The 23,363-nt window shown below is 67.6% G+C and carries 21 protein-coding genes and 1 other RNA gene; 7 read left to right on the forward strand and 15 right to left on the reverse strand.

The features are described 5' to 3' along the window. Nucleotides 1-3: 3 nt before the first annotated feature. From gcvP to LJF27_RS02710, 6 genes are all read right to left on the reverse strand, one after another. Complete coding sequence (gene gcvP, locus LJF27_RS02685; protein ID WP_023116829.1) at nucleotides 4-2,880, reverse strand: aminomethyl-transferring glycine dehydrogenase; 2,877 nt, start codon at nucleotides 2,878-2,880, stop codon at nucleotides 4-6. Between the two features lie 173 nt (nucleotides 2,881-3,053). Then, the gene (gcvH, locus tag LJF27_RS02690) at nucleotides 3,054-3,443 is read right to left on the reverse strand and encodes a glycine cleavage system protein GcvH (protein WP_003107397.1); all 390 of its coding nucleotides are present in this window, start codon (nucleotides 3,441-3,443) and stop codon (nucleotides 3,054-3,056) included. Between the two features lie 46 nt (nucleotides 3,444-3,489). After that, the gene (gene gcvT, locus LJF27_RS02695; RefSeq protein WP_003114049.1) at nucleotides 3,490-4,572 is read right to left on the reverse strand and encodes a glycine cleavage system aminomethyltransferase GcvT; all 1,083 of its coding nucleotides are present in this window, start codon (nucleotides 4,570-4,572) and stop codon (nucleotides 3,490-3,492) included. A 150-nt stretch (nucleotides 4,573-4,722) separates the two neighbouring features. Then, nucleotides 4,723-6,342 carry an ABC transporter permease gene (locus LJF27_RS02700; protein ID WP_003099178.1) on the reverse strand — a complete coding sequence of 540 codons (1,620 nt, stop codon included), beginning with the start codon at nucleotides 6,340-6,342 and terminating at the stop codon, nucleotides 4,723-4,725. 67 nt (nucleotides 6,343-6,409) lie between these two features. Then, nucleotides 6,410-7,408 (reverse strand): extracellular solute-binding protein, encoded by a 999-nt coding sequence (locus LJF27_RS02705; RefSeq protein WP_003096289.1) that lies wholly within the window; start codon nucleotides 7,406-7,408, stop codon nucleotides 6,410-6,412. Between the two features lie 67 nt (nucleotides 7,409-7,475). After that, nucleotides 7,476-8,390, reverse strand: coding sequence for a LysR family transcriptional regulator (locus LJF27_RS02710; protein ID WP_003099180.1), 915 nt, complete (start codon nucleotides 8,388-8,390; stop codon nucleotides 7,476-7,478). A gap of 96 nt (nucleotides 8,391-8,486) precedes the next feature. Here LJF27_RS02710 and LJF27_RS02715 point away from each other — a divergent pair, with 96 nt between their 5' ends. Both LJF27_RS02715 and LJF27_RS02720 read left to right on the forward strand, forming a co-directional pair. Next, complete coding sequence (locus tag LJF27_RS02715; protein ID WP_003114048.1) at nucleotides 8,487-9,680, forward strand: MFS transporter; 1,194 nt, start codon at nucleotides 8,487-8,489, stop codon at nucleotides 9,678-9,680. Nucleotides 9,681-9,718: 38 nt separating this feature from the next. Further along, a complete protein-coding gene (locus LJF27_RS02720) occupies nucleotides 9,719-10,540 on the forward strand; it encodes a hypothetical protein (protein ID WP_003118038.1) in 822 nt (273 codons plus the stop codon). Between the two features lie 36 nt (nucleotides 10,541-10,576). On the opposite strand, the gene LJF27_RS02725 is transcribed toward LJF27_RS02720, so the two are convergent. The 5 genes from LJF27_RS02725 to LJF27_RS02745 are packed head-to-tail and all read right to left on the reverse strand — an operon-like array spanning nucleotide 10,577 to nucleotide 15,400. Continuing rightward, complete coding sequence (locus LJF27_RS02725; RefSeq protein ID WP_003115267.1) at nucleotides 10,577-11,794, reverse strand: 2-octaprenyl-3-methyl-6-methoxy-1,4-benzoquinol hydroxylase; 1,218 nt, start codon at nucleotides 11,792-11,794, stop codon at nucleotides 10,577-10,579. 28 nt (nucleotides 11,795-11,822) lie between these two features. Next, nucleotides 11,823-12,305, reverse strand: a complete 483-nt coding sequence (locus tag LJF27_RS02730; protein WP_003099189.1) for a hotdog fold domain-containing protein — start codon at nucleotides 12,303-12,305, stop codon at nucleotides 11,823-11,825. A 4-nt stretch (nucleotides 12,306-12,309) separates the two neighbouring features. Beyond that, nucleotides 12,310-13,494 carry a 2-octaprenyl-6-methoxyphenyl hydroxylase gene (gene ubiH, locus LJF27_RS02735; protein ID WP_003099190.1) on the reverse strand — a complete coding sequence of 395 codons (1,185 nt, stop codon included), beginning with the start codon at nucleotides 13,492-13,494 and terminating at the stop codon, nucleotides 12,310-12,312. Nucleotides 13,495-13,501: 7 nt separating this feature from the next. Then, entirely contained in the window at nucleotides 13,502-14,836 is a 1,335-nt protein-coding gene (pepP, locus tag LJF27_RS02740; RefSeq protein ID WP_003096308.1) for a Xaa-Pro aminopeptidase, read from the reverse strand. Nucleotides 14,837-14,845: 9 nt separating this feature from the next. Then, entirely contained in the window at nucleotides 14,846-15,400 is a 555-nt protein-coding gene (locus tag LJF27_RS02745) for a YecA family protein (protein WP_003099193.1), read from the reverse strand. Nucleotides 15,401-15,588: 188 nt separating this feature from the next. Between LJF27_RS02745 and LJF27_RS02750 the strand changes: the two genes are divergently transcribed. From LJF27_RS02750 to LJF27_RS02770, 5 genes are all read left to right on the forward strand, one after another. Then, on the forward strand, nucleotides 15,589-15,798 hold the full coding sequence (locus tag LJF27_RS02750; RefSeq protein WP_003096314.1) for a TIGR02449 family protein: 210 nt from the start codon (nucleotides 15,589-15,591) through the stop codon (nucleotides 15,796-15,798). Next, nucleotides 15,795-16,109: a cell division protein ZapA gene (locus LJF27_RS02755; RefSeq protein WP_003096316.1), complete on the forward strand. Its 315-nt coding sequence runs from the start codon at nucleotides 15,795-15,797 to the stop codon at nucleotides 16,107-16,109. Before LJF27_RS02750 ends, LJF27_RS02755 begins: the two co-directional genes overlap by 4 nt. A gap of 33 nt (nucleotides 16,110-16,142) precedes the next feature. Beyond that, a non-coding RNA gene (ssrS, locus tag LJF27_RS02760) (6S RNA) lies at nucleotides 16,143-16,321 on the forward strand. Nucleotides 16,322-16,330: 9 nt separating this feature from the next. After that, complete coding sequence (locus tag LJF27_RS02765; protein ID WP_003118040.1) at nucleotides 16,331-16,942, forward strand: 5-formyltetrahydrofolate cyclo-ligase; 612 nt, start codon at nucleotides 16,331-16,333, stop codon at nucleotides 16,940-16,942. A gap of 366 nt (nucleotides 16,943-17,308) precedes the next feature. Further along, nucleotides 17,309-17,767, forward strand: a complete 459-nt coding sequence (locus tag LJF27_RS02770) for an EVE domain-containing protein (protein ID WP_003114044.1) — start codon at nucleotides 17,309-17,311, stop codon at nucleotides 17,765-17,767. A gap of 9 nt (nucleotides 17,768-17,776) precedes the next feature. Here the strand turns inward: LJF27_RS02770 and LJF27_RS02775 are convergent, their stop codons facing one another. The 4 genes from LJF27_RS02775 to LJF27_RS02790 all read right to left on the reverse strand — a co-directional run bounded on the left by LJF27_RS02775 (nucleotide 17,777) and on the right by LJF27_RS02790 (nucleotide 23,351). Then, nucleotides 17,777-18,901, reverse strand: coding sequence for an ABC transporter permease (locus LJF27_RS02775; RefSeq protein WP_003099197.1), 1,125 nt, complete (start codon nucleotides 18,899-18,901; stop codon nucleotides 17,777-17,779). A gap of 3 nt (nucleotides 18,902-18,904) precedes the next feature. Further along, nucleotides 18,905-21,655, reverse strand: coding sequence for a ribosome-associated ATPase/putative transporter RbbA (rbbA, locus tag LJF27_RS02780; RefSeq protein WP_003114043.1), 2,751 nt, complete (start codon nucleotides 21,653-21,655; stop codon nucleotides 18,905-18,907). Then, nucleotides 21,652-22,725, reverse strand: coding sequence for an HlyD family secretion protein (locus tag LJF27_RS02785; protein WP_003136086.1), 1,074 nt, complete (start codon nucleotides 22,723-22,725; stop codon nucleotides 21,652-21,654). The genes rbbA and LJF27_RS02785 overlap by 4 nt, the downstream gene beginning before the upstream one ends. 206 nt (nucleotides 22,726-22,931) lie before the next feature. Beyond that, on the reverse strand, nucleotides 22,932-23,351 hold the full coding sequence (locus LJF27_RS02790; RefSeq protein ID WP_003096328.1) for a flagellar basal body-associated protein FliL: 420 nt from the start codon (nucleotides 23,349-23,351) through the stop codon (nucleotides 22,932-22,934). Nucleotides 23,352-23,363: the final 12 nt, after the last annotated feature.

A 23,363-nucleotide genomic window follows, 5' to 3' on the forward strand; every position in this document is an offset into this window, starting at 1 on the left:
AGGTCACTCGCGGTAGTCGTCCAGCGGCACGCAGGCGCAGAACAGGTTGCGGTCGCCGTAGACGTTGTCCACCCGGTTAACCGCCGGCCAGTACTTGAACGCCCGCGCATGTTCGCTCGGGGTCACTGCCTCGGCGATCTCGTAGGGTCTCTGCCAGATCCCGGTGACGTCGGCCAGGGTATGCGGCGCCCGTTTCAGCGGGTTGTCCTCCGCCGGCCAGGCGCCGCTCTCCACCTTGCCGATCTCGGCCCTGATGCTCAGCATCGCCTCGACGAAGCGATCCAGCTCCGCCTTCGACTCGCTCTCGGTCGGCTCCACCATCAGCGTGCCCGGCACCGGGAAGGACATGGTCGGGGCGTGGAAGCCGTAGTCCATCAGGCGCTTGGCCACGTCTTCCTCGGTTATCCCGGTCTGCGCCTTGAGCGGTCGCAGGTCGAGGATGCATTCGTGGGCGACGCGCTCGTTGCGCCCGCGGTAGAGCACCGGGAACGCCCCGTCCAGGCGGTTCGCCAGGTAGTTGGCGGAGAGGATCGCCACCTCGCTGGCGTCGGCCAGCTGCGGGCCCATCATGGCGATGTACATCCAACTGATCGGCAGGATGCTGGCGCTGCCCCAGGGCGCCGCGCTGACCGCGTCGTTCAGCGGGTTCGGCCCTTCGACGCGGATCACCGGATGGTTGGCGACGAACGGCGCCAGGTGCCGCTTGACCCCGATCGGCCCCATGCCCGGCCCGCCACCACCATGGGGGATGCATAAGGTCTTGTGCAGGTTCATGTGCGAGACGTCCGCGCCGATGTCCGCCGGTCGCGCCAGGCCGACCTGGGCGTTGAGGTTGGCGCCGTCCATGTAGACCTGGCCGCCGTGGCGGTGGACCACTTCGCAGATCTCGCCTATCCCCTCTTCGTAGACGCCGTGGGTCGAGGGATAGGTGATCATCAGGCAGGACAGCCGGTCGCCCGCCTCGGCCGCCTTGAGGCGCAGGTCGTCGAGGTCGACGTTGCCGCGGGGATCGCACTCGACGATCACCACCCGCATGCTGGCCATGATCGCCGAGGCCGGGTTGGTGCCATGCGCCGATGCGGGGATCAGGCAGATGTCGCGCTGGCTATCGCCGCGGCTCTGGTGGTAGCGGCGGATCGCCAGCAACCCGGCATATTCGCCCTGTGCTCCCGAGTTCGGCTGCATGCAGATGGCGTCGAAGCCGGTGATCGCCCGCAGCCAGGCTTCCAGTTCGTCGATCATGCGGCGATAGCCCTCGGCCTGCTCGCGCGGCACGAACGGATGCAGTTCGGCGAATTCCGGCCAGGTGATGGGGATCATTTCGCTGCTGGCGTTGAGCTTCATGGTGCAGGAGCCGAGCGGGATCATCGCCTGGTTCAGCGCCAGGTCCTTGCCTTCCAGCTGGCGCAGGTAGCGAAGCATCTCGGTCTCGCTGTGGTGGGCGTTGAACACCGGATGCTGCAGGTAGGCCGAAGTGCGTTGCAGGACCGCCGGGATGCCGTCGGCCACCGCCCCGCCATCCAGGTGCGCGACATCCAGCCCGTGGCCGGCGCCGAGGAAGATCTCGAACAGGGTCGCCAGGGTCGCCGCGTCACAGGTTTCGTCGAGGCTCAGGGCCAGCCGCCGGTCGTCGACCACGCGCAGGTTGACCCGTGCCGCCCGCGCCCGTTCGAGGATCGCCGCCTGACGCTCGCCGACCTCGTAGGTCAGGGTGTCGAAGAAGTGCCGGTTGAGCCGCCGCAGTCCCTTGCTTTCCAGGCCCGCCGCCAGCAGCGCGGTCAGGCGCTGGACGCGTTGGGCGATGCGTTTCAGCTCCTGCGGCCCATGGTAGACGGCATACAGCGAAGCAATGTTGGCCAGCAGCACCTGGGCGGTGCAGATGTTCGAGTTGGCCTTTTCCCGACGGATGTGCTGCTCGCGGGTTTGCAGGGCCATGCGCAACGCCGGGTTGCCGCGGGCGTCGCGGGAAACGCCGATGATCCGCCCCGGCATTGCCCGCTTGTACCCTTCGCGGGTGGCGAAGAACGCCGCGTGCGGCCCGCCGTAGCCCATCGGTACGCCAAAGCGCTGGGCGCTGCCGAGCACCACGTCGGCACCGAGTTCCCCCGGCGGGGTCAGCAACAACAGGGCGAGCAGGTCGCTGGCGACGCAAGCCAGCGCCTGTTGGCCGTGCAACGCCTCGATAAGCGGGCACAGGTTGCGGATCTCGCCGCGACTGTCCGGGTATTGCAGCAAGGCGCCGAACACCGCGTGGGCGGCAAGATTGTCCGGCTCGTCGACGACCAGCTCGAAACCGAACGCCTCGGCGCGGGTCCGCAACACCGAAACGGTCTGCGGATGGCAATGCGCATCGACGAAGAACCGGTTGCTCCTGGCCTTCGCCACCCGCCTGGCCAGGGCCATGGCCTCGGCGGCGGCGGTGGCTTCGTCGAGCAGCGAGGCGCTGGCCAGGTCGAGTCCGGTGAGGTCGATGGTCAGTTGCTGGAAATTCAGCAGCGCTTCCAGGCGGCCCTGGGCGATTTCCGGCTGGTAGGGCGTATAGGCGGTGTACCAGCCGGGATTCTCCAGCACGTTGCGGAGGATCACCGACGGCGTCACGGTGCCGTAGTAGCCCATGCCGATCAGGCTGGTCCAGCGCTGGTTGAGCCCGGCGTAGCCGCGCAGGCGCGCCAGGGCGGCCTGTTCGTCGAGCGCGGCGGGCAGTTCCAGCGGCCGGTTGAGGCGGATCGCCGGCGGCACCGTCTGCACGATCAGTTCGGCGCGAGTGGAAACTCCGAGGAAGTCCAGCATGGCCTGCTGTTCCGCAGGATCGGGGCCGAGGTGGCGGCGCAGGAAGGCATCGGCGGGCTGGAGCTGGGCGAGGGACGGCGTCTGCGACATGGCTTCGGTCTCGTTGGGGGCGGCATCGCCCTGCCAGCGATCGTCGCCGAACGGATATCGAATGAGAAAGCAACGACGGCGAAAACGCATTTCGCCGCTGCAAAAAGAACAAAGCCTCGAATGATCGAGGCCTTGTCCAAGGATAGCGGGTTTTGTCGCGACTACGCGGCGGCTCAGCCTTCCGCGTCGACGGCGGCCTGGTAGCCAGCGGCGTCGAGCAGCTTGTCCAGCTCGGCCGGATTGCTCGGCTTGAGCTTGAAGAACCAGGACGCGTACGGGTCGTTGTTGACGTCTTCCGGGGTGTCGGCCAGGGCTTCGTTGATGGCGATGACTTCGCCGCCGATCGGCGAATAGATGTCGGAGGCGGCCTTCACCGACTCGACCACGCCCGCTTCCTGCCCGGCGGCGAGGGTCTTGCCCAGCTCCGGCAGCTCGATGAAGACCACATCGCCAAGGGCTTCCTGGGCATGGTCGGAAATGCCCACGGTAACGCTGCCGTCGGCTTCCAGGCGAGCCCATTCGTGGCTCTGGGCGTAACGCAGTTCGGCGGGAATATTGCTCATCTTGTTTTCCTCGAAGTCGGGGGCGACGGCGGTCGCCATTGCCAGGTTAGATCAGGGGCTTGCCGTGACGCACGAAACTGGGCTGGACCACCCGTACCGGGTACCACTTGCCGCGGATTTCCACCTCGGCGCGGTCGCCGGTGGCGGCCGGCACGCGGGCCAGCGCGATGGACTTGTTCAGGGTAGGCGAAAAGCTGCCGCTGGTGATCTCCCCCTCACCAATGCCAGCTACCCGCACCACCTGGTGGGCGCGCAGCACGCCGCGCTCCTCCAGAACCAGGCCGACCAGCTTCGGCTGGTCGCCGGCGGCCTTCTGCGCTTCCAGCGCGCGGCGGCCGACGAAGTCCCGCGCAACCGGCTCCCAGGCTACGGTCCAGCCCATGTTGGCGGCAAGCGGGGAAACGCTTTCGTCCATGTCCTGGCCGTAGAGATTGAGCCCGGCCTCCAGGCGCAGCGTATCGCGCGCACCCAGGCCCGCCGGGGAGATCCCGGCGCCAACCAGCTCGTTGAGGAAACCCGGCGCCTCGGCGGCCGGCAGCATGATTTCCAGGCCGTCCTCGCCGGTGTAGCCGGTGCGGGCGATGAACCAGTCGCCCTCGGCACGGCCCTGGAACGGCTTGAGTTCGCGTATCAGTGCGGCGCGTGCCGGGGACACCAGTTCGGAGCTGTGCACGCGGGCGTTGGGGCCCTGGATGGCGAGCATCGCCAGGTCGCCGCGTTCCTGCAGGTCGACCTTGAAGCCGGCGGCCTGCGCCTGCATCCAGGCGATGTCCTTGTCGCGGGTGGAAGCATTGACCACCACCCGGTAGCCGTGCTCGGTCAGGTAGACGATCAGGTCGTCGACCACCCCGCCCTCTTCGTTGAGCATCGCGCTGTAGAGCGCCTTGCCGGTTTCGCCGAGACGCGCCACGTCGTTCGCCAGGAGATGCTGCAGATAGGCCGTGGCCTGCTCGCCGGCGACGTCGACCACGGTCATGTGGGACACGTCGAAGACGCCGCAGTCACGCCGAACCTGATGGTGCTCCTCGACCTGCGAACCGTAGTGCAGCGGCATGTCCCAACCGCCGAAATCGACCATCTTGGCGCCGAGCGCGACGTGCAGCTCGTAAAGCGGGGTGCGCAATCCCATGGGTATTCTCCTTCCGGGCGTAGCGGGTGCCGTCGGCAGGGACCGCCGGCACGAAATCGCGCGCATTGTAGCCGCAAGCCCCGGAGCAGGACACCATGGAAGCGTGCCGCGATCCGTGCATAGACCCTACGACCTGCATGGATACTGGGCTCAGCGATCTGAATGATGGGCAGAACGACGAATCAACCCGACCACCGGTAGCAGGCCGACCAGCACCAGGGTCAGGGCCGGCAGCGAGGCGCGCGCCCATTCGCCCTCGCTGGTCATCTCGAAGATCCGTACGGCCAGGGTGTCCCAACCGAAGGGACGCATCAGCAGGGTCGCCGGCATCTCCTTGAGCACGTCGACGAAGACCAGCAGCGCGGCGCTCAGCGAGGCCGGCAGCAACAGCGGCAGGTAGACCCGCAGGAACAGCAGCGGGCCGCCCACGCCGAGGCTGCGCGAAGCTTCCGGCAGCGACGGGCGGATCCGCGCCAGCCCGCTTTCCAGCGGCCCGTAGGCCACCGCCATGAAACGGATCAGGTAGGCCAGCAGCAGGGCGAACAGACTGCCCAGCAGCAGCGGCTTGCCGGCGCCGCCGAGGGCGCTGGAAAGCGGGATCACCCAGTGATTGTCCAGCCAGCTGAAGGCCAGCATGATCGAAACCGCCAGGACCGAGCCCGGCAGCGCATAACCGAGGTTGCCCAGGCCCACCGCGCCGCGGATAGCGCGGGTCGGCGCCAGGCGCACGGCGAAGGCCAGCAGCAGGGCCACGGCGACCGTCGCCAGCGCGGCGATGCCGCCCAGCGTCAGGGTATGGCCGATCAGGTCCCAGTAGCGCTCGTCGAGGTCGAAACGGCCCTGGCGCCAGAACCAGACAACCAGTTGCGCCACGGGAATCACGAAGGCGCAGAGGAACACCAGCCCGCACCAGGCGCTCGCCGCCAGCGCCCTGGCGCCGCGCAGGCGGTACAGCGGCGCGCCGCGCGGACGCTCGCTGGCGGCCTTGGCTCGGCCTCGCGTGTGGCGCTCGCCGAGCAGCACCAGGCATACCCCGAGCAACAATAGGCTGGCCAGCTGGGCGGCGCTGGAGAGGCTGTAGAAGCCGTACCAGGTCTTGTAGATGGCGGTGGTGAAGGTGTCGAAGTTGAACACCGATACCGCGCCGAAGTCGGCCAGGGTTTCCATCACCGCCAGCGCCAGGCCGGCGCCGATCGCCGGCCGCGCCATCGGCAGGGCGACCCGCAGGAACGCCTGCCAGGGCGACAGGCCGAGAACCCGCGCGGCTTCCATCAGGCCCTTGCCCTGGGCGATGAAGGCGCTGCGCGCGAGCAGGTAGACATAGGGATAGAACACCAGCACCAGGACCAGGATCACCCCGCCGGTGGAGCGTACGCGCGGCAACCGCAGGCCGCTGCCGAACCACTCGCGCAGCAGGCTCTGCACCGGTCCGGCGAAATCCAGCAGGCCGACGAAGACGAACGCCAGGACGTAGGCCGGGATCGCGAACGGCAACATCAGCGCCCAGTCCAGCCAGCGCCGCCCGGGGAATTCGCAGAGGCTGGTGAGCCAGGCCAGGCTGACCCCGAGCAGAGTCACGCCGATGCCGACGCCGAGCACCAGGGTCAGGGTGTTGCCGAGCAGGCGCGGCAACTGGGTATCCCACAGGTGGCTCCAGATTTCCCGGTCGATCTCCAGCCAGCTCAGCAGCAGCACGCTGAGCGGCAGCAGCACCAGCGCGGCAACGGTGAAGGTGATGGGGTACCAGCGGCGGGGAGCGGGATGGGCCACGAAATCCTCGGTGCGGAACGAACGACGCCCCGCTCGGACGAGCCGGGGCGTCGAGTATAACCGGCGGTCAGTTCCAGCCGGCGCGGTCCATCAGGCGAATCGCCTCGGCCTGGCGCTTGCCGGCAACTTCCACCGGGATGCTGTCGGCCTTGAAGCTGCCCCAGCTGGCGACTTCGGCTGACGGCGCGACCTGCGGGTTGGCCGGGAATTCCTGGTTGATCCCGGCGAACAGCGCCTGGGCGTCGGGCCCGGTCATCCATTCCACCAGCGCCTTGGCTGCCTCGGGATGCGGCGCGTGGCGAGTCAGGCCGATGCCCGACAGGTTGACGTGGACGCCGCGGTCGGCCTGGTTCGGCCAGAACAGCTTGACCCGCAGGTTCGGGTTCTGCTTGTGCAGGCGCCCGTAGTAGTAGGTATTGACGATGCCGACGTCGCACTGGCCGGCGTCCACCGCCTGGATCACCGCGTTGTCGTCGGCGAATACGTCGGTGGCCAGGTTGTTCACCCAGCCCTGGAGGATTTCCTCGGTCTTCTGCGCCCCGTGGGTCTCGATCAGGGTCCCGGTCAGCGACTGGTTGTAGACCTTCTTCGCCGTGCGCAGGCACAGGCGGCCTTCCCATTGCTTGTCGGCCAGGGCTTCGTAGGTGCTCAGCTCTTCCGGCTTGACCCGCTCGGTGGAGTAGACGATGGTCCGCGCGCGCAGCGACAGTCCGGTCCAGCTATCGGTGCTGGAACGATACTGCGAGGGAATGTTCCGTTCGATGGTGGCCGACTTGAACGGTTGCAGCAGGCCCATCTGCTCGGCCTGCCAGAGGTTGCCGGCGTCCACGGTGAGCAGCAGGTCGGCCGGGGTGTTAGCGCCTTCGGCCTTGATCCGCGCCATCAGCGGCGCTTCCTTGTCGGTGATGAACTTGACCTTCACGCCGGTCTTGCTGGTGTAGGCATCGAACACCGGCTTGATCAGCTCGTCGATGCGCGAGGAATACACCACCACTTCGTCGGCGGCCTGGGCCAGGCCGGTGATGCCCAGGGCCAGGGCGGCGAGTAGAGCTTTGCTTGCCTGCATGAAGAACAGCCTCGTCAGCGGAACGTAGGCACGAATGATAAGAAATCTCGCTTGCGAACCCGCGCGACTAAATGTGTCGGGGTGTTTCGCCTGCGTCCAAGCCACCGAGGATGGCGAGGAACGCCTCCACCGCGGCGCTGCGGCCATGGCGGCGGGTGAAGACGAGGAAATCGGCCAGCGCCTCGGGCTCGGCCAGCGGGCGATAGACGACTCCGGCCCGGGCCAGCGCGGTGCTGCAACGCGGCACCAGGGCAACGCCCTGGCCGGCCGCGACCAGGGCGATGATCGAGGTGATCTGGCGTCCGGCCGGTCCCCTCGTCAGCGCCAGCCCGGCCTTCCGGTAGAGGCGCTCGATCAGTTCGTTGAGGCCGGAGCCGTAGTCCAGTGGAAACAGGATCAGCGGCCGATCACGCAGATCGTACAGGTCGATCCGCTCTTGCCGCGCCAGCGGATCGCCGTTGGGCACGGCCACCACCAGCGGCTCGCCGCCCAGGGCCAGCACCTCGATGCCGACCTGGCCTTCCGGCGGCGGCAGGCGCCCCAGCCCCACATCGATGCCGCCTTCGGCGATCTGCGCCCATTGCGCCGCCGAAGCGCCTTCGAGCAGCTCCAGTTGCACCTCCGGATGGCGCTCGCGGAACAGTCGGATCGCCTCGGTGAACAGGTCCGACAGGGCGATGGAGCTGGCGTAGCCGAGGGTCAGGTGGCCGGCCAGCCCCTGCGCCAGCTTGCGGGCGAAGCCGGCGGTGCGCTCCAGTTGGTCCAGCAGGGCGCGTGCGTAAGGCAGGAACAGGCTGCCCTCGGCGGTGAGGGTCACCGCCCGGCTGGAGCGGTCGAACAGGCGAAAGCCCAGCTCTTCCTCCAGCGCGGATATCTGCCGGGTCAAGGGCGGCTGCGCCATGTGCAGGCGCTGGGCGGCGCGGCCGAAATGCAGGGTTTCGGCAACGGCTGCGAAGCAGCGCAGGCGGCGTAGGTCGAGCATGCGGTTCCTCGGTATCGATCGGTCCTGAATCGGTATTGGCCAGCCCGTCGGGAGCGCCCCTATAACAGGGGGTTTCTCGTCCAGGCAGAGCGTTCCATGAATTCGTCCCAGGGTTTCCCCCGCCTCGCGCTGTTTCTCTGCGGTTGCGCTGCGTTCCTCAATCTCTATACCACCCAGGGCATCTTCGACGAACTGGCGGCGAGCTTCCACATCAGCGCCCATCAATCGAACTGGAGCATCACCGCCACCACCCTGGCGGTGGCTCTCGCCGCGCCCTTCGTCGGCCGACTCAGCGGCGGCCGCGAGCGCAGCCGGGTGATCGCCTTCGCCGCCAGCCTGCTCTGCGTGCCCATGCTGCTGGCCGCCCATGCCGGCAGCTTCGCCGCCTTCCTGCTCTGGCGCTTCGCCGAAGGGATGCTGATTCCCCTGCTGTTCGCCAGCAGCGTGGCCTACATCGGCGAGCGCTGGAGCGGCGGCGCGGTCATCGAGCTGACCAGCCTCTATGTCGCCGGGACCATCCTCGGCGGCTTCGCCGGACGCTTCCTCACCGGCCTGCTGACCGAGGAGTGGGATTGGCGCGTCGCCTTCCGGATCCTCGCCGGGCTGACCCTGCTCATCGCTGTCGCCATCCGTGCGCTGCTCCCTGCCAATTCTGGCAGGCACGCGCCCGCACCGGGGAAACGCCCCTTAGTATCCCGTGAACTGTTCCGGGCTCCGCTGCTGTCGTCCTACGCGGTGGGGTTCTGTGTCCTCTTTTCCCAGGTCGCCATGTTCACCTATATCGGCATCCATCTCAGCCGTCCGCCGTACAGCCTGGACACCGCTCAGCTCGGCTCGATCTACGCGGTGTTCCTCCTCGCCCTGCTGGTGATTCCCGCCAGCGGCCGCCTGGCCCGCACCCGCCCGCACCGCCAGTTGCTGCTGGGCGCATCGCTGCTGGGCGTGTGCGGCTCGCTGCTGACCCTGGCGCCGGGCCTGCCGACGATTCTCGTCGGCCTGGCCCTCAGCGCCACCGGCGTGTTCCTCGCACAGTCCACGGTCAACGCCTTCACCGCCAGCAATGCCGGGACCGACAAGGCCGGTGCCGTCGGCCTCTACCTGACCTGCTACTACGCCGGTGGCAGCCTCGGCGCGGTGCTGCCGGCGCCATTCTGGGAGCGCTGGGGCTGGCCGGGCTGCCTGGGCCTGATCCTCCTGGCCCAGTTGCTGCCGTTGCTTCTGACCCGCTACGGCTGGTCCGCACCACAGGCCGAACGCGCGGCCCTGCGCGCGTCGCAAGGAAGACCGTAACCATCGCAAGAACAACAAGAACCGACAGGAGGTTAGCCATGAACCATGTCATCACCCCCCACAGCAAGCTGCTCGGCGTCATCGAGCCGGTCCTCAACGACATGCCCGCCGGAACCCTGCGCCACGCACTGTTCCGAGCCTTCTGGGACGAGACGGCGTCGTTGCTGGACATCGAGGACGCCTTCGCCCGGGTCACCGCCCGGCGCCAGGCGGTCGAGCCGCTGCGCAAGTTCTTCGCCAGCTGGTCGAAGACCAACAACTCGGCGGCCAGCGTTTCCGGACTGGCCAATCGCCTTACCCTGCTGGCCCGTTCGGAACAGGGTTCGGCAGCGGCAGACCAGCTCTATCGAGCCTGCGGCAGCCTGCAACGGATCACCGACGAAGACCTCGGCGCCCTCGGCAACACCGTGCATGCCGATCTTTTCTACACCATGGCCACCACCCTTTGCGGCGACGACCGCTGGCTGCTGCGCGAGAACTGCCTGCCTTCGGCGCAGGCGTTCAAGGACTGGACCGACCGCCAGCGCCTGCGCGAGCGCGACCTGATGCAGGGACTGCTGACCACGCTGGTACACGAGGTCTATACCCACGGCGAGGTGGAGTACATCCACCCGCTGTACAAGGAATGGTTCAGCCGCGACATGGGCGTACCCGCCGAACGCGCCCGCGCCACCGTGGCCTGGGTAACGGTGCACACCGGCGGCACCGAGAGCAATCACTTCGCCCACGCCACGGCGGCGGTGAACGCCTTCGTCGAGGCGATGGAAATCGAGGTGAACGAAGAAGCCGCGCGCAACCTGTTCGGGCTCTACCTGCGCAACAAGGCGCAGGTCATGCGTGACTGCGCGGCGCTGTTCTGAGGACTGGCGGCCCTCCCGTCAGGGGGGCCGCCCCGCTCAGACTCGTGCCAGCATCGGCAGGTCGCCGCTGAGGCCAAGCGCCTGGCGGACGAACAGCGCCTTCGCCTCGTGATGGCCGTCGACCAGGCGCAGGCCGGCGTTGCGCAGCCAGCGCAGCGGCAACCGGTCGGCCTGGAACAGGCGCTCGAAGCCTTCCATCGCCGTCATCATGCCCAGGTTGTGCGGCATCCGCCGCCGCTCGAAGCGACTCAGCACGCGTTCGTCGGCAAGCCGTTCGCCGCGCTCCAGGGCGTGCAACAGGACCTCGGACAGCACCGCCGCATCGAGGAAGCCCAGGTTCACGCCCTGTCCGGCCAGCGGGTGGATGGTGTGCGCAGCATCGCCGACCAGCGCCAGGCCCGGCTCGACGTAACGCTTGGCGTGCCGCTGGCGCAGCGGGATGCACAGGCGCCGGTCGGCATGCAGGATGGCGCCCAGGCGCTGTTCGAAGGCTTCGCCGAGGGCGGCGCGGAAGCCATCCTCGTCCAACGCCATCAGGCGTTCTGCCTGTTCCGGGGTGGTCGACCAGACGATCGAGCACCAGTGCTCGTCGCCGCGGTCCGGCAGGGGCAGGAAGGCCAGCGGACCGTCGTCGGTGAAGCGCTGCCAGGCGGTTGCGCGGTGCGCGTTCTCGCAGCGCACGCTGGTGACGATGGCGTGGTGCAGGTAATCCCATTCGCGGGTGGCGCAGCCGGCCAGGCGGCGTACCGCCGAGTTGGCGCCGTCGGCGGCGACCACCAGCGGCGCACGCAGCTGGCGACCGTCGGCCAGGGTCAGCAGCCAGTCGTCGCCGGAGTGGCGCATCTGTTCCAGGCGCGCATTGGCCAGCAGGCCGGTGGTGGAATCGTGCAGGCGTTCCAGCAGGGCGTCCTGCACCACCCGGTTCTCGACGATATGGCCGAGTACCTCGGCGTGCACGCTGGCGGCGCTGAAGCCGATCCGCCCGGTGCCGGAGCCATCCCACACCTGCATCTCGCGATAGGGCTCGGCGCGGCGCGCGACGATGCCGTCCCAGGCATGCAGGCGCTGGAGAATCCGCCGGCTGGCTTCGGACAGCGCGCTGACCCGCGGCTCGTAGGGCGCCTCCGGCTTGAACGGCGCCACGTCGAGCGAGCCGCCGTCCACCAGCAGCACCTCCAGGCCGCTGCCCTCCAGGGCCAGGGCCAGGGCGCTACCGACCATGCCGGCGCCGACGATGACCAGATCCGCGTGCATATCCTCGTTCTCCACTCGTGGGCCCTCTTCAGGCCGCGTTCCGCAGGCGCGGCTTGAGCCGCACGTACAGGGTTTTCTGAACCCGCGCCACCAGGGTGCCGGCGTCGTCGCGCACTTCGGCGTGCAGCCGGGGCAGGTACTTCTCGCCGCCGGCGGTCCGCTCGCGGACCTCGTCGAGCAGCTTCTGGTCGATGCTGAAATGCGCATGCACCGGGCCCTTGCCCGGGCTGACGAACTCGATGTTGGCCGCCTTGTCCCAGACCACGTAGTCGCGGCCCAGGTTCTCCATCAGCATCAGCATGAAGAACGGGTCGGTCATCGCGTAGAGGCTGCCGCCGAACTGGGTGCCTACATAGTTGCGATTGAGCCGGTTCAGGCCCATGCGCACCCGAACCTCGCGGAAATCGCCAGCGATGTGCCGCACACGGATGCCCGCCCCCAGGAAGGGCGGGTAGAGATTCATGGCGAAGCGCAGCAGGCGGGCCTTGCGCGCCCTCGACCAGACCGGCATGGCGCTACAGCGGCCGCGCGCCGAGGCCCATGGCCTGGCGGGCGAACCAGCGCTTGGCCGGCGGCAGCAGGTCGAGCCCGAGCAGGCCGAGGTTGCGCCCGGCGCCGAGCAGCGCGCGGTCGTTGGAGAACAGCCGGGTCACCCGGTCGGAGAAGCCGACGGTCATCTGCTGGTCCAGGCGCTGCCCATCGAGGTAGCGCTGCAGCACGGCGAACTCGCCCAGCGGCGCGTCGTCGTGGAGCAGGGCGTCGACCAGCGCCAGGGTGTCGCGCAACGACAGGTTGAAGCCCTGGCCGGCGATGGGGTGCAGACTGTGCGCAGCGTTGCCCAGCACCACCAGGTGCGGACGCACCTGCTCGCGGGCCTCGACCAGGTGCAAGGGGTAGCAGTGCCGTGCGCCGACCTGGCGGAAGGCGCCGAGGCGGTAGCCGAAGGCAGCCTGCAGCTCGCCGAGGAAGGCCGCGTCATCGAGGCCACGCAGGCGTTCGGCGTCCTTGCCTGGGCGGGTCCAGATCAGCGCGCAACGGTTATCCGGCAACGGCAGCAGGGCCATCGGACCGCTGGGGGTGAAGCGCTCGAAGGCCTGCCCGAGGTGCGCCTCGGAGGGCGATACGTTGGCGATCAGCGCAGTCTGCCGGTACGGCGTCTGCTCCACGGCGATGCCAAGTTGTTCGCGCAGCCCGGAACGACCGCCATCGGCGAGGATCGCCAGCTCGCAATCGAGTTGCGTCTCGTCGTCGAGGGTAAGCCGGTAACCGCCCTCCCGGGCTTCCAGGGTCTTCACTTCGGCCGGGCAGTGCCAGCGCACCACCTCGGGGTCGAGCGCCTTCCACAGGCACTGGCCGAGCCAGGCGTTCTCCACCACGTAGCCCAGCGCCGGCACGCCTTCCTCGATGGCGGTCAGGCGGGTGGCGCCGAAGCGGCCGCGGTCGGAAACATGGATATGCAGGATCGGCTCGGCCCGCTCGGCGATCGCCGGCCACAGGCCGAGTCGCTCGTAGATCTGCCGGCTGCCGTAGGACAGCGCCGAAGAGCGGGCGTCGTAGCTGGGCTGGTAGGCGTTGCCGGGGGCGAAGGGTTCGATCAGCACGATCGACCAGCCGCGCTCCCGAGCGCCGGCCTGCAGGGCCAGCGCCAGCGAGGCGCCGACCAGGCCCCCGCCGATGATCGCCAGGTTGACCTTGCTCATCGTCACCTCAGGCTGCCTCGCTCTTGGCCGCGGCCATCAGCGCCTCGATCTCGGCGACGGTCTTCGGCACGCCGTTGGTCAGCACTTCGCAACCATTGCGGGTGACCACCACGTCGTCCTCGATGCGTACGCCGATACCGCGCCACTTCTTCGCCACCGAGGTATTGTCCGGGGCGATGTAGATGCCCGGCTCGACGGTCATCGCCATGCCCGGTTCGAGCACCCGCCATTCGCCGCCGACGCGGTACTCGCCGACGTCGTGCACGTCCATCCCCAGCCAGTGGCCGGCGCGGTGCATGTAGAAAGCCTTGTAGGCCTCGTGGGCGATCAGCTCGTCGACGTCGCCCTCCAGCAGGCCCAGGCGCACCAGCCCGGCGGTGATGACCCGTACGGTGGCCTCATGGGCCTCGTTCCAGTGGCGACCGGGGGCGATGTAGTCGAACGCCGCCATGTTGGCTTCCAGCACCAGTTCATAGATCGCCTTCTGCTCGGGACTGAAGCGGCCATTGGCGGGGAAGGTACGGGTGATGTCGCTGGCGTAGCAGTCGATCTCGCAGCCGGCATCGATCAGGATCAGGTCGCCGTCCTTGATCGCCGCATCGTTCTCGCGGTAGTGCAGGATGCAGGCGTTGCGTCCGGCGGCGACGATCGAGCCGTAGGCCGGCATCTTCGCCCCGCCCTTGCGGAACTCGTATTCCAGTTCGGCTTCCAGGTGGTACTCGAACAGCCCCGGCCGGCACACCTCCATCGCCCGGATGTGCGCCCGGGCGGAGACCTCGGCGGCGTAGCGCATGACCTTCACTTCGTTGGCGCTCTTGTACAGCCGCTGGTCGTGCAGCAGGTGGTCGAGGGCAACGAACTCGTTCGGCGGCTGCGCGCCCTGGCGGGCCTTGGAGCGGATCACGTTGATCCAGTCCATCAGCCGGCGGTCGAAGTCGGGATTGGCGCCAAGGGCGTAGTAGACCCGGTCGCGGCCTTCGATCAGGCCGGGCAGGATGTCGTCGATATCGCCGATGGGAAAGGCGTCGTCGGCGCCGTACTGGCCGATCGCACCGTCCTGGCCGGCGCGCAGGCCGTCCCACAGTTCACGCTCCGGATCCCGCTCGCGGCAGAAAAGCACGTATTCGCCGTGGGCACGGCCGGGAATCAGCGCCATCACCGCCTCCGGCTCTGGGAAGCCGGTGAGGTACTGGAAGTCGCTGTCCTGGCGGTAGACATGCTCGACGTCGCGATTGCGGATGTACATCGGCGCCGCCGGCAGGATGGCGATGCTGTTGGGTTCCATCTGCGCCATCAGCGCCTTGCGCCGACGGGCGTACTCCGACTTGGGGATACGGATCATGCAGAAACCTCAGTGCAGTGAAGGCTTGGGAGCGGGCTCCAGCGGCTTGCCACACTCGGCGAACAGCAGCAGCGGAGCGACCCGCAGGTATTCCATGACTTCCATATAGTCCGTCTCGCCGTCCTCGCTGTCTTCCAGCTGGCCCTGGACCTGGGCGATGGCGGCCATGTCCTGCAGCACTTCCTCGGCTTCGCCGGTCAGGCTGCCTTCGCGGGCGGTGAGGCCGAAACCGGCGAGGAAACCCTGGCACCATTGGCCGAGCGCCTCGGTGCGCTGGGCGAGCGGGGTTTCGTCGTCGGGCAGGAGCATGACGACGGCGACCTCGCCGGCGGAAAAGTCCTGCCGGACCATGCCGAGCAGGCCGGACAACGCGGCCTTGAGTCGTTCGCCCGGCGCGCCGCCGAGCAGTTCGGCGGCAGCGTGTTGCCAGGCGGCCTCGTCGAAGCCGGCGCCGGCGCAGACCCGACCCAGCAGATGGCCGTGCAGTTCGGCCGGCGAGACCGGCATGGCCGCCTCGGCGAGAAGGGAGGAAAAGGCGCTGTAGGCGGAATTCTGAGTGGACATCTCGGGACCCTGACGGCTGGGCGCCATTGGGGCGCTACACGTGAAATGAAGGTGGTTATCCTAGCACCGCCCGCCCCGGCAAGACCATGCGACCGGTTGCCGGCGCGCCGGCCCGGCCGGGGCATTGGCCCCGACCGGGGACGATCCTATATAGTTGTCCAATCACCCCAATTCCCAAGCGAGAGCCCATGGAAGACGCCGATCTGCAATTGTTGACGGCCAAGTTCGACCAGCTGCTCCAGAAGCTGGAACAGCTCAAGGCGGAGAACCGGCTGCTGCGGGCGAACGAAAAGTCCTGGCGCGAAGAGCGCGCTCATCTGATCGAAAAGAACGAAATGGCGAGACACAAGGTCGAAGCGATGATTTTGCGTCTGAAAGCCTTGGAGCAGGACACATGAGCCAGTCGAATACCCTCACCGTGCAGATTCTCGACAAGGAATACTGCATCAATTGCCCGGACGACGAGCGCGCCAACCTGGAAAGCGCCGCCCGTTACCTGGACGGCAAGATGCGCGAGATCCGCTCCAGCGGCAAAGTCATCGGCGCCGACCGGGTTGCCGTGATGGCCGCCCTCAACATCACCCACGACCTGCTGCACCGCAAGGAGCGCCTGGACCAGGAAAGCAGCTCGACCCGCGAGCGCGTGCGCGAACTGCTCGATCGCGTCGACCGCGCCCTGGCGAATCCGGCCGATGCCGGCGAAGCCTGACCCGGGCGCGGCCAATTCGGGTATACTGGCCTCCGCTCCCTGGTGTGTTGGCCAGTCGGTGATGTCCCTGAGCCGATAACTGCAACAACGGAGGTTGCCAGTTGGACCGGTGTGCATGTCCGCACGACGGAAAGCCTTAAGGTCTACTGCAACCGCCACCTTGAACTTTCGGGTTCAAGGGCTAACCCGACAGCGGCACGACCGGGGAGCTACCTTTCCACATGATCGAATCGCAAGACCTCAGCCGCCCGGCCCTGCGCCGCAAGCTCCGCCAGGCGCGCCGCGCGCTCCCCCCCCTGCAGCAACGCCTCGCCGCCCGCGCCCTCTATCGACAACTGGCGCAGCATCCCCTTTTCCGCCGTGCCCGCCATATCGCCCTGTACCTGCCCAACGACGGCGAGATCGACCCGCGTCCGCTGCTGCGTGCGGCGCAGAAGCGCGGCAAGGCCACCTACCTGCCGGTGCTGGCGCCCTGGCCGCGGACGCGCATGGTATTCCAGCGGGTCGGCAGCGGCGAACGCTGGACCCGCAACCGCTTCCGCATCAGCGAACCGCTGGCCGACGCCGGCCGCCAGCGCAAGGCCTGGGCGCTGGACCTGGTACTGCTGCCGCTGGTGGGGTTCGACGAACAGGGCGGGCGCCTGGGCATGGGCGGCGGCTTCTACGACCGCAGCCTGGCCTACCTGGCGAGGCGCAAAAATGGTCACAAACCGACGCTGATCGGCCTGGCCCATGAATGTCAGAAGGTGGATCGACTGGCGCTGGCCAGCTGGGACATTCCCCTGGCGGGAACGGTGACCGATGCGGGCTGGTACGTGGCAGGGAAACGCTAGGAAGGAGGGAGAACCCTGGGTACCGCGTTCCATGCGATACCCGGCGAGTCTTACGGCTGTTGCGTCACCTGGGCGGGCGTACTGGCCTGTCGTTCCCAGAGGCTCTGGGTATAACCGGTGGTGACGACCCCAAGTCCGAAGATGATGACCAAAACCCACAGCAAGTCTGGCTTGCGCTTCATCGATTGCCTCCCCCTTCCAGGCAATTTTCGAGGCCGGTCCTTGCGATTATCTTATCGCCTGAGCACCCTGCCCCGCTGAAAAACGGCATTTTCCGATAAGCTGAAGTCATACGCAATTACACCGGCGACCGGTGGTCACGCGCAGACGTTTCCTACGTATATCTACGAAAGAGGAGCAAAGTTCATGCCTGCCTACTGGCTGATGAAATCCGAGCCGGACGAACTCTCGATCCGCGACCTGCAACGCCTCGGAACCGCCCGCTGGGATGGCGTGCGCAACTATCAGGCGCGCAACTTCATCCGCAGCATGAACCCCGGCGACCTGTTCTTCTTCTACCACTCCAGTTGCCCGCAGCCCGGCATCGCCGGTATCGCCCGCATCGAAGGCGAAGCCTACCCCGATCCCACGGCCCTGGATCCCGCCAGCCCCTACCACGACCCCAAGGCCAGCGCCGGGAAGAACCCCTGGAGCGCCCGCGACGTCAGCTTCGTCGAAGCCTTCGCCGAGGTCGTTCCACTGGCCCGGCTGAAGGCCCAGGACGCCCTGGCCAACCTCGCCCTGGTGCAGAAGGGCAGCCGCCTCTCGGTAATGCCAGTCAGCGCCGAGGAATGGCAGGCGATCCTGCCGCTGGCGAAACGCTGAAGCCATCGCTCAGGCCATCTGCGAGATGGTCCGGCGGAAACGCCAGAGCGCGCCGAAGAAGAACGCCGAACCGATCACCACGATACCGGCGAACTGCGGCCAGACGATGTCGAAACCGGCGCCGCGGAACAGGATCGCCTGGGCCAGGCTGACGAAATGCGTGGTCGGCGCCGCCAGCATGATGTTCTGCACCAGTTCCGGCATGCTCTCCCGTGGCGTGGTGCCGCCCGAAAGAATGTTCAGCGGCAGCAGCACGAGGATGGTCAACAGTCCGAGCTGCGGCATCGAACGCGCCACCGTGCCGAGGAATATGCCCATGGAGGTGGTGGCGAACAGATGCAATCCGGCGCCGAGCAGGAACAGTCCCACCGAGCCGCTGATCGGCACGTCCAGCCAGCCACGCACCACCCACTGCAACGAGAGCCCCGCCGCCACCAGCACCACCAACCCCATCGACCAGACCTTGGCCATCATGATCTCGAAGGCCGACAGCGGCATCACCAGCAGGTGCTCGACGGTGCCGTGCTCGCGCTCGCGGATCAGCGCGGCGCCGGTGAGGATGATCGACAGCATAGTGATCTGGTTGATCACTTCCATCACCCCACCGAACCAGGCCTGGGTCAGGTTCGGGTTGAATTCCATGCGCACCTCGATCTGCGCCGGCATGCTCGGCTCCGCGCGGTAGCGGCTGACGAATTCGCGCACCTCGGTGGCGACGATGTTCTGGATGTAGCCCGCGCCAGAGAAGGCCTGCCCGGTCTGGGTCGCGTCGACGTTGACCTGGATCGAGGGCTTGCGCCCGGCGAGCACGTCGCGCTGGAAGTCCGGCGGGATATCGAGGGTGAAGGTATACAGGCCGACGTCCATGCCGCGATCCATCTCGGCATGTCCGATCATTTCCGGCGGCCGGAAGTATGGGGGCTGGAAGGCATTGACGATACGCGACGAGAGCTGCGAGCGGTCCTCGTCGACCACCGCGATCGGCGCGTGATGCAAGGTTTCCGGAATACCGGTGGCGGAACTGTAGACGCCCAGGGTGAAGGCCCAGACGATCAGTGCCAGCATCGCGTAGTCGCGGCCGAGACTGCGGAACTCCTTGATGCCCAGGTTGAAGATGTTGGCCAGGCTGCGCATCGCTCAGTCCTCCTGCTTCTTCAGGCAGGCCACGCTGAGCAGGGTCAGCACCACGATGGAAGCGGCAAGCGGCAGGTAGTAGGCCCAGAGATCGGACAGACCCAGCGATTTGGAAAAGGCGCCGCGGCTGACCACCAGGAAATGCGAGGTCGGATAGAGCTTGCCGATCCAGGCCGCCGCACCCTCCAGCGAGGACACCGGGTGGATCAGCCCGGAGAACTGGATCGCCGGGATCATGGTGGCGATCGCCACGCCGAATACAGCGGCGATCTGGCTGCGCATGAACGTCGAGAGGAACAGCCCTAGGCCAGTGCTGGTGACCACATAGAGGAAAGCGCCGATGGTCAACGCCAGGAAGCTGCCCTTGAGCGGCACGCGAAATACCACGATGGCCAGGACCAGCATCAGCAGGAAGTTGATCATGCCCATGGCGACGTAGGGCAGCTGCTTGCCGACCAGGAACTCCAGGCGCGTCACCGGGGTGACATAGAGGTTGGTGATCGAACCCAGTTCCTTTTCGCGCACCACGCCGAGGGCGGTGAGCATGGCCGGGATCATGATCAGCAGCAGCGGGATCACCGCCGGCACCATCGCCTTCAGGCTTTCCACGTCGGGGTTGTAGCGATAGCGCACCTCGGTGCTGGCCGCCGCGCTGGCCTCGGCCCCACCCGCCTGCCGCGAGAGGTCCGCCAGGTAGCTGGTGTGCAGACCCTGCACGTAGCCGAGCACGGTGTTGGCACGGGTCGGCATCGCTCCGTCGATCCACACGCCGATGGCCGGATCGGAGCCACGCTTGAGATCGCGCCCGAAGTTCGGCGGAATCTCCACCGCCAGGCTCAGCTCGCCGCTGCGCAGGCGCCGGTCGAGGTCGTCCGGGTCGGTGATCGGCGCATGTTCGACGAAATAGCGCGAGCCGGCGATGTTCAGCGCGTAGGCCTGGCTGGTGGTGGTCTGGTCACGGTCGAGGACCGCCCAGGAGAGGTCCTCGACGTCCATGTTGATGCCATAGCCGATGATGAACATCAGCAGCGCGGTGCCGAGCAGGGCCAGGGTCAGGCGGATCGGGTCGCGGCGCAGCTCCATGGCTTCGCGGCGCGCATAGCTGAACAGCCGCAGGGGGCTGAAGCGTTCGCGTTGCGCCTGGCGCTCCTGGCCATCGCCGGGCTGCTCCGCGACGGCCGGCGCCTCGGCCGGTTGCGCTGGCGCGGCGGCACCCGCGGCTTCCTCCAGGTAAGCGATGAAGGTCGCTTCCAGGGTCGGCAGACCACGCTGGCGCACCAGCTCATCGGGAGTATCGCTGGCCAGTACCTTGCCGGCATGCATCAGCGAGATGCGATCGCAGCGCTGAGCCTCGTTCATGAAGTGGGTGGAAATGAAGATGGTCACCCCGTCGCGGCGCGACAGCTCGACCATCAGCTCCCAGAAGCCGTCGCGAGCCACCGGGTCGACCCCCGAAGTGGGCTCGTCGAGGATCAGGATTTCCGGCTTGTGGATCACCGCCACCGCCAGCGACAGACGCTGGCGAATGCCCAGCGGCAGGTCGTTGGGCAGCTCGTCGGCCACCTTCTCCAGGTCGAAGCGCCGGAGCATTTCGCCGACCCGTGCCGGGATGCCATCCGCCGGCAGGTGGAACAGCCGGGCGTGCAACACCAGGTTCTGCCGCACGCTCAGCTCGGCATACAGGGAAAAGGCCTGGGACATGTAGCCGACCCGGCGACGGGTCGCCATGTCGCTGGCGTCCACCGGCTGGCCGAACAGCGCGCACGTGCCTTCGCTGGCCGGCAGCAGGCCGGTGAGCATCTTCATGGTGGTGGACTTGCCGCAGCCGTTGGAGCCGAGAAAGCCGAAGATTTCCCCACGCTCGATACGGAAGCTGACGTGATCGACCGCGACGAAGTCGCCGAAACGACAGGTCAGGCCCTCGGCCTCGATGGCGATCCGCGGCGCGCCTTCGCTCTGCGGTCGCGGCGGGATCACCAATCGATGGTGGCCGGCGCGCTTGCTTTCCGGCAGCAGGGCGATGAACGCCGACTCGAGGCTCTGCGTCCCGGTACGCTCGCGCAGCTCCTGCGGCGTACCGGTGGCCAGGACCTTTCCGTCGTCCATCGCCACCAGCCAGTCGAAGCGCTCGGCTTCCTCCATGTAGGCGGTGGCGACCAGCACGCTCATGCCTTCGCGGCCCGCGCGGATACGGCCGATCAGCTCCCAGAACTGGTTGCGCGACAGCGGGTCGACGCCGGTGGTCGGCTCGTCGAGGATCAGCAGGTCGGGATCGTGGATCAGCGCGCAGCACAGCCCGAGCTTCTGCTTCATGCCGCCGGACAGCTTGCCCGCAGGACGCTCGGCGAACGGCGCCAATCCGGTGCTTTGCAGCAGATCGGCGATGCGCCGCTCGCGCTCGGCCTTGTCGTGGCCGAACAGCCGACCGAAGAAGTCGACGTTCTCGAACACCGAGAGCGTCGGGTAGAGGTTCTTGCCCAGCCCCTGGGGCATGTAGGCGATGCGCGGGCAGACCGCCCGGCGGTGGCGGCGGTCGCGCATGTCGCCATCGAGCACGCGGATCTCGCCATCCTGCATCTTCCGTGCGCCGGCCAGCAGCGCCAGCAGGCTGGACTTGCCGACCCCGTCCGGACCGATCAGGCCGACCATGCGGTTGGCCGGGATCTCCAGGCTGACGTCGTCCACCGCGCGCGTCTCGCCGTAGCGCAGCGAAACGCCCCGGAGGCTCGCCACGCCGCTCCCGCCAGCGGTCATTGCGGAACCTTGATCTGCAGGTTGGCCGGCCACTCGACCTCAGGGTCCAGTCGCAGGTAGGCCATTCCGGGCACGCCGGTCTTGACGTAGGTGATGTATTTTTCCAGCAGCGCCGGATCGAGCCGCGCCTTGACCCGGAACATCAGCTTCTCCCGCTCGTTGGCGGTTTCCACCGTTTTCGGGGTGAACTGGGCGACGCTGGCGACATAGGAAACCTTGGCCGGGATCACGTAGTCCGGCACCGCGTCGATCACCAAGCGCACTTCCTGGCCCAGTCCGACCCTGCCGGCCTGCATGGATGGCAGGAAGAAAGTCATGTAGACGTCGGCCAGGTCGACCATGTTGAGGAGCTTGCCACCGGCCGGCAGCACTTCCCCCGGCTGTGCCACGCGGTACTGCACGCGGCCGTTGCGCGGCGCCTTGAGCAGGCTGTCGTCGATATCCGCCTGGAGCCGGGCGACGCTGGCCTTGGCCGCCTCGATGGCCGACTGCGCCTCGATTACCTGGGAACGCCCGGCCTCGATCGCCGCCTGCGCCGAAATCACTTGCGAGCGTGCCGCGGACAACGCCGCCTGGGCGCTCTGCAGGGTCGCCCGATCGTCGTCGAGTTGCTGTTGCGGCAGGGCATTGCGCTTGACCAGCGCCTCGGTACGGGTGAAGCGCTTCTGCGCCGCTGTCAGCTCGGCCTGGCGCTGCGCCACCACGGCCTGGGCGGTGCTCTTCTCGCTCTCGCGCTGGGCCACCAGCGAGGTCGCGGTGAGCTTGGCGTTCTCCGCCTGGCGCACCTGGGCCTGGGCCTGGGCCAACTGCGCCTCGAGCACCTGGGTATCCATCCGCGCGACGATTTCGCCGGCCTTGACGAAGTCGCCCTCGTCGACCTTGATCTCGGCGACCCGCCCGGGAAGCTTGGCCGCCACGTCCACCTCGGTGGCCTCGATGCGTCCGTTGCCGCTGGCGAATCCCTCGCCCAGGCCGGTCGGTCGCGATACCTGCCAGACCAGCACGCCTACGCCGAGCAGCGCCGCCACGACCAGGGCACGGCTCAGCCACCGTTTGCTTTCCTGTTTCATCCCTTCTCCTCGCACGTCCGGCCAGGCCGCGGCGATAGCGCTCACGCTGGAAAGCGCGGCCGCCGCGGACTTCACTGGCTCGATTGTCCCTCCAGGGCGGCGCGCGGGTGTTGATGCACGTCAGACGCGCCCGACCGAATCTCACAGGAAAGCAGAATCGCCGGTGCCTCGCATCCGGGAGCGCGGGACAGAACGGATAGTTGACCTCAGGGCTGGACGATGAGGTTGTTGAACAGCAGGTCGGTCACCAGCGGCTTGCCCTCTTCCTGCTCGAGGGTCTGCTGGACCTGCTTCAGCGCCTCCTGGCGCAGGCTTTCCTTGGCCTCGACCGTACCCAGGCTCTGGTCGGTCTGCTGGGCGAACAGCATGATCAACTGGTTGCGGATCAAGGGCTCGTGATGCTCGACCTTGGTCGCCGCGTCCTTGTCGGCCACCTGCAGGGCGATGTCGGCCTTGTAGTACTGCAGGCGCGGCCCGCTGCCGTAGTTGCCGACCAGCGCCGGGGTCAGGTCGACGTAGACCGGCTTGTTCGCGCCCTCGCCTTCCGGCGCGGCCTCCTCGGCCGAGGCGAACGACGGGAACAGACTCAGGCACAGGGCCAGCGACAGGGCAATGGGGGTTCTCACGGGCGCATCTCC

It is taken from the genome of Pseudomonas sp. 203-8 (assembly GCF_020708595.1).
GTDB lineage: Bacteria > Pseudomonadota > Gammaproteobacteria > Pseudomonadales > Pseudomonadaceae > Pseudomonas > Pseudomonas aeruginosa.

Excerpts from the sequence above, each read along its gene's own strand:
- gcvT (WP_003114049.1), bottom strand. The coding sequence starts at position 4,572 with ATGGGATTGCGCACCCCGCTTTACGAGCTGCACGTCGCGCTCGGCGCC.
- LJF27_RS02765 (WP_003118040.1), top strand. The coding sequence starts at position 16,331 with ATGATCGAATCGCAAGACCTCAGCCGCCCGGCCCTGCGCCGCAAGCTC.
- rbbA (WP_003114043.1), bottom strand. The coding sequence starts at position 21,655 with ATGACCGCTGGCGGGAGCGGCGTGGCGAGCCTCCGGGGCGTTTCGCTG.
- pepP (WP_003096308.1), bottom strand. The coding sequence starts at position 14,836 with ATGATCCGTATCCCCAAGTCGGAGTACGCCCGTCGGCGCAAGGCGCTG.
- LJF27_RS02730 (WP_003099189.1), bottom strand. The coding sequence starts at position 12,305 with ATGCCGGTCTGGTCGAGGGCGCGCAAGGCCCGCCTGCTGCGCTTCGCC.
- LJF27_RS02710 (WP_003099180.1), bottom strand. The coding sequence starts at position 8,390 with ATGCTCGACCTACGCCGCCTGCGCTGCTTCGCAGCCGTTGCCGAAACC.
- LJF27_RS02770 (WP_003114044.1), top strand. The coding sequence starts at position 17,309 with ATGCCTGCCTACTGGCTGATGAAATCCGAGCCGGACGAACTCTCGATC.
- LJF27_RS02725 (WP_003115267.1), bottom strand. The coding sequence starts at position 11,794 with ATGCACGCGGATCTGGTCATCGTCGGCGCCGGCATGGTCGGTAGCGCC.
- LJF27_RS02785 (WP_003136086.1), bottom strand. The coding sequence starts at position 22,725 with ATGAAACAGGAAAGCAAACGGTGGCTGAGCCGTGCCCTGGTCGTGGCG.
- LJF27_RS02750 (WP_003096314.1), top strand. The coding sequence starts at position 15,589 with ATGGAAGACGCCGATCTGCAATTGTTGACGGCCAAGTTCGACCAGCTG.
- LJF27_RS02720 (WP_003118038.1), top strand. The coding sequence starts at position 9,719 with ATGAACCATGTCATCACCCCCCACAGCAAGCTGCTCGGCGTCATCGAG.
- LJF27_RS02775 (WP_003099197.1), bottom strand. The coding sequence starts at position 18,901 with ATGCGCAGCCTGGCCAACATCTTCAACCTGGGCATCAAGGAGTTCCGC.
- gcvH (WP_003107397.1), bottom strand. The coding sequence starts at position 3,443 with ATGAGCAATATTCCCGCCGAACTGCGTTACGCCCAGAGCCACGAATGG.
- ubiH (WP_003099190.1), bottom strand. The coding sequence starts at position 13,494 with ATGAGCAAGGTCAACCTGGCGATCATCGGCGGGGGCCTGGTCGGCGCC.
- LJF27_RS02715 (WP_003114048.1), top strand. The coding sequence starts at position 8,487 with ATGAATTCGTCCCAGGGTTTCCCCCGCCTCGCGCTGTTTCTCTGCGGT.
- LJF27_RS02755 (WP_003096316.1), top strand. The coding sequence starts at position 15,795 with ATGAGCCAGTCGAATACCCTCACCGTGCAGATTCTCGACAAGGAATAC.
- gcvP (WP_023116829.1), bottom strand. The coding sequence starts at position 2,880 with ATGTCGCAGACGCCGTCCCTCGCCCAGCTCCAGCCCGCCGATGCCTTC.
- LJF27_RS02705 (WP_003096289.1), bottom strand. The coding sequence starts at position 7,408 with ATGCAGGCAAGCAAAGCTCTACTCGCCGCCCTGGCCCTGGGCATCACC.
- LJF27_RS02745 (WP_003099193.1), bottom strand. The coding sequence starts at position 15,400 with ATGTCCACTCAGAATTCCGCCTACAGCGCCTTTTCCTCCCTTCTCGCC.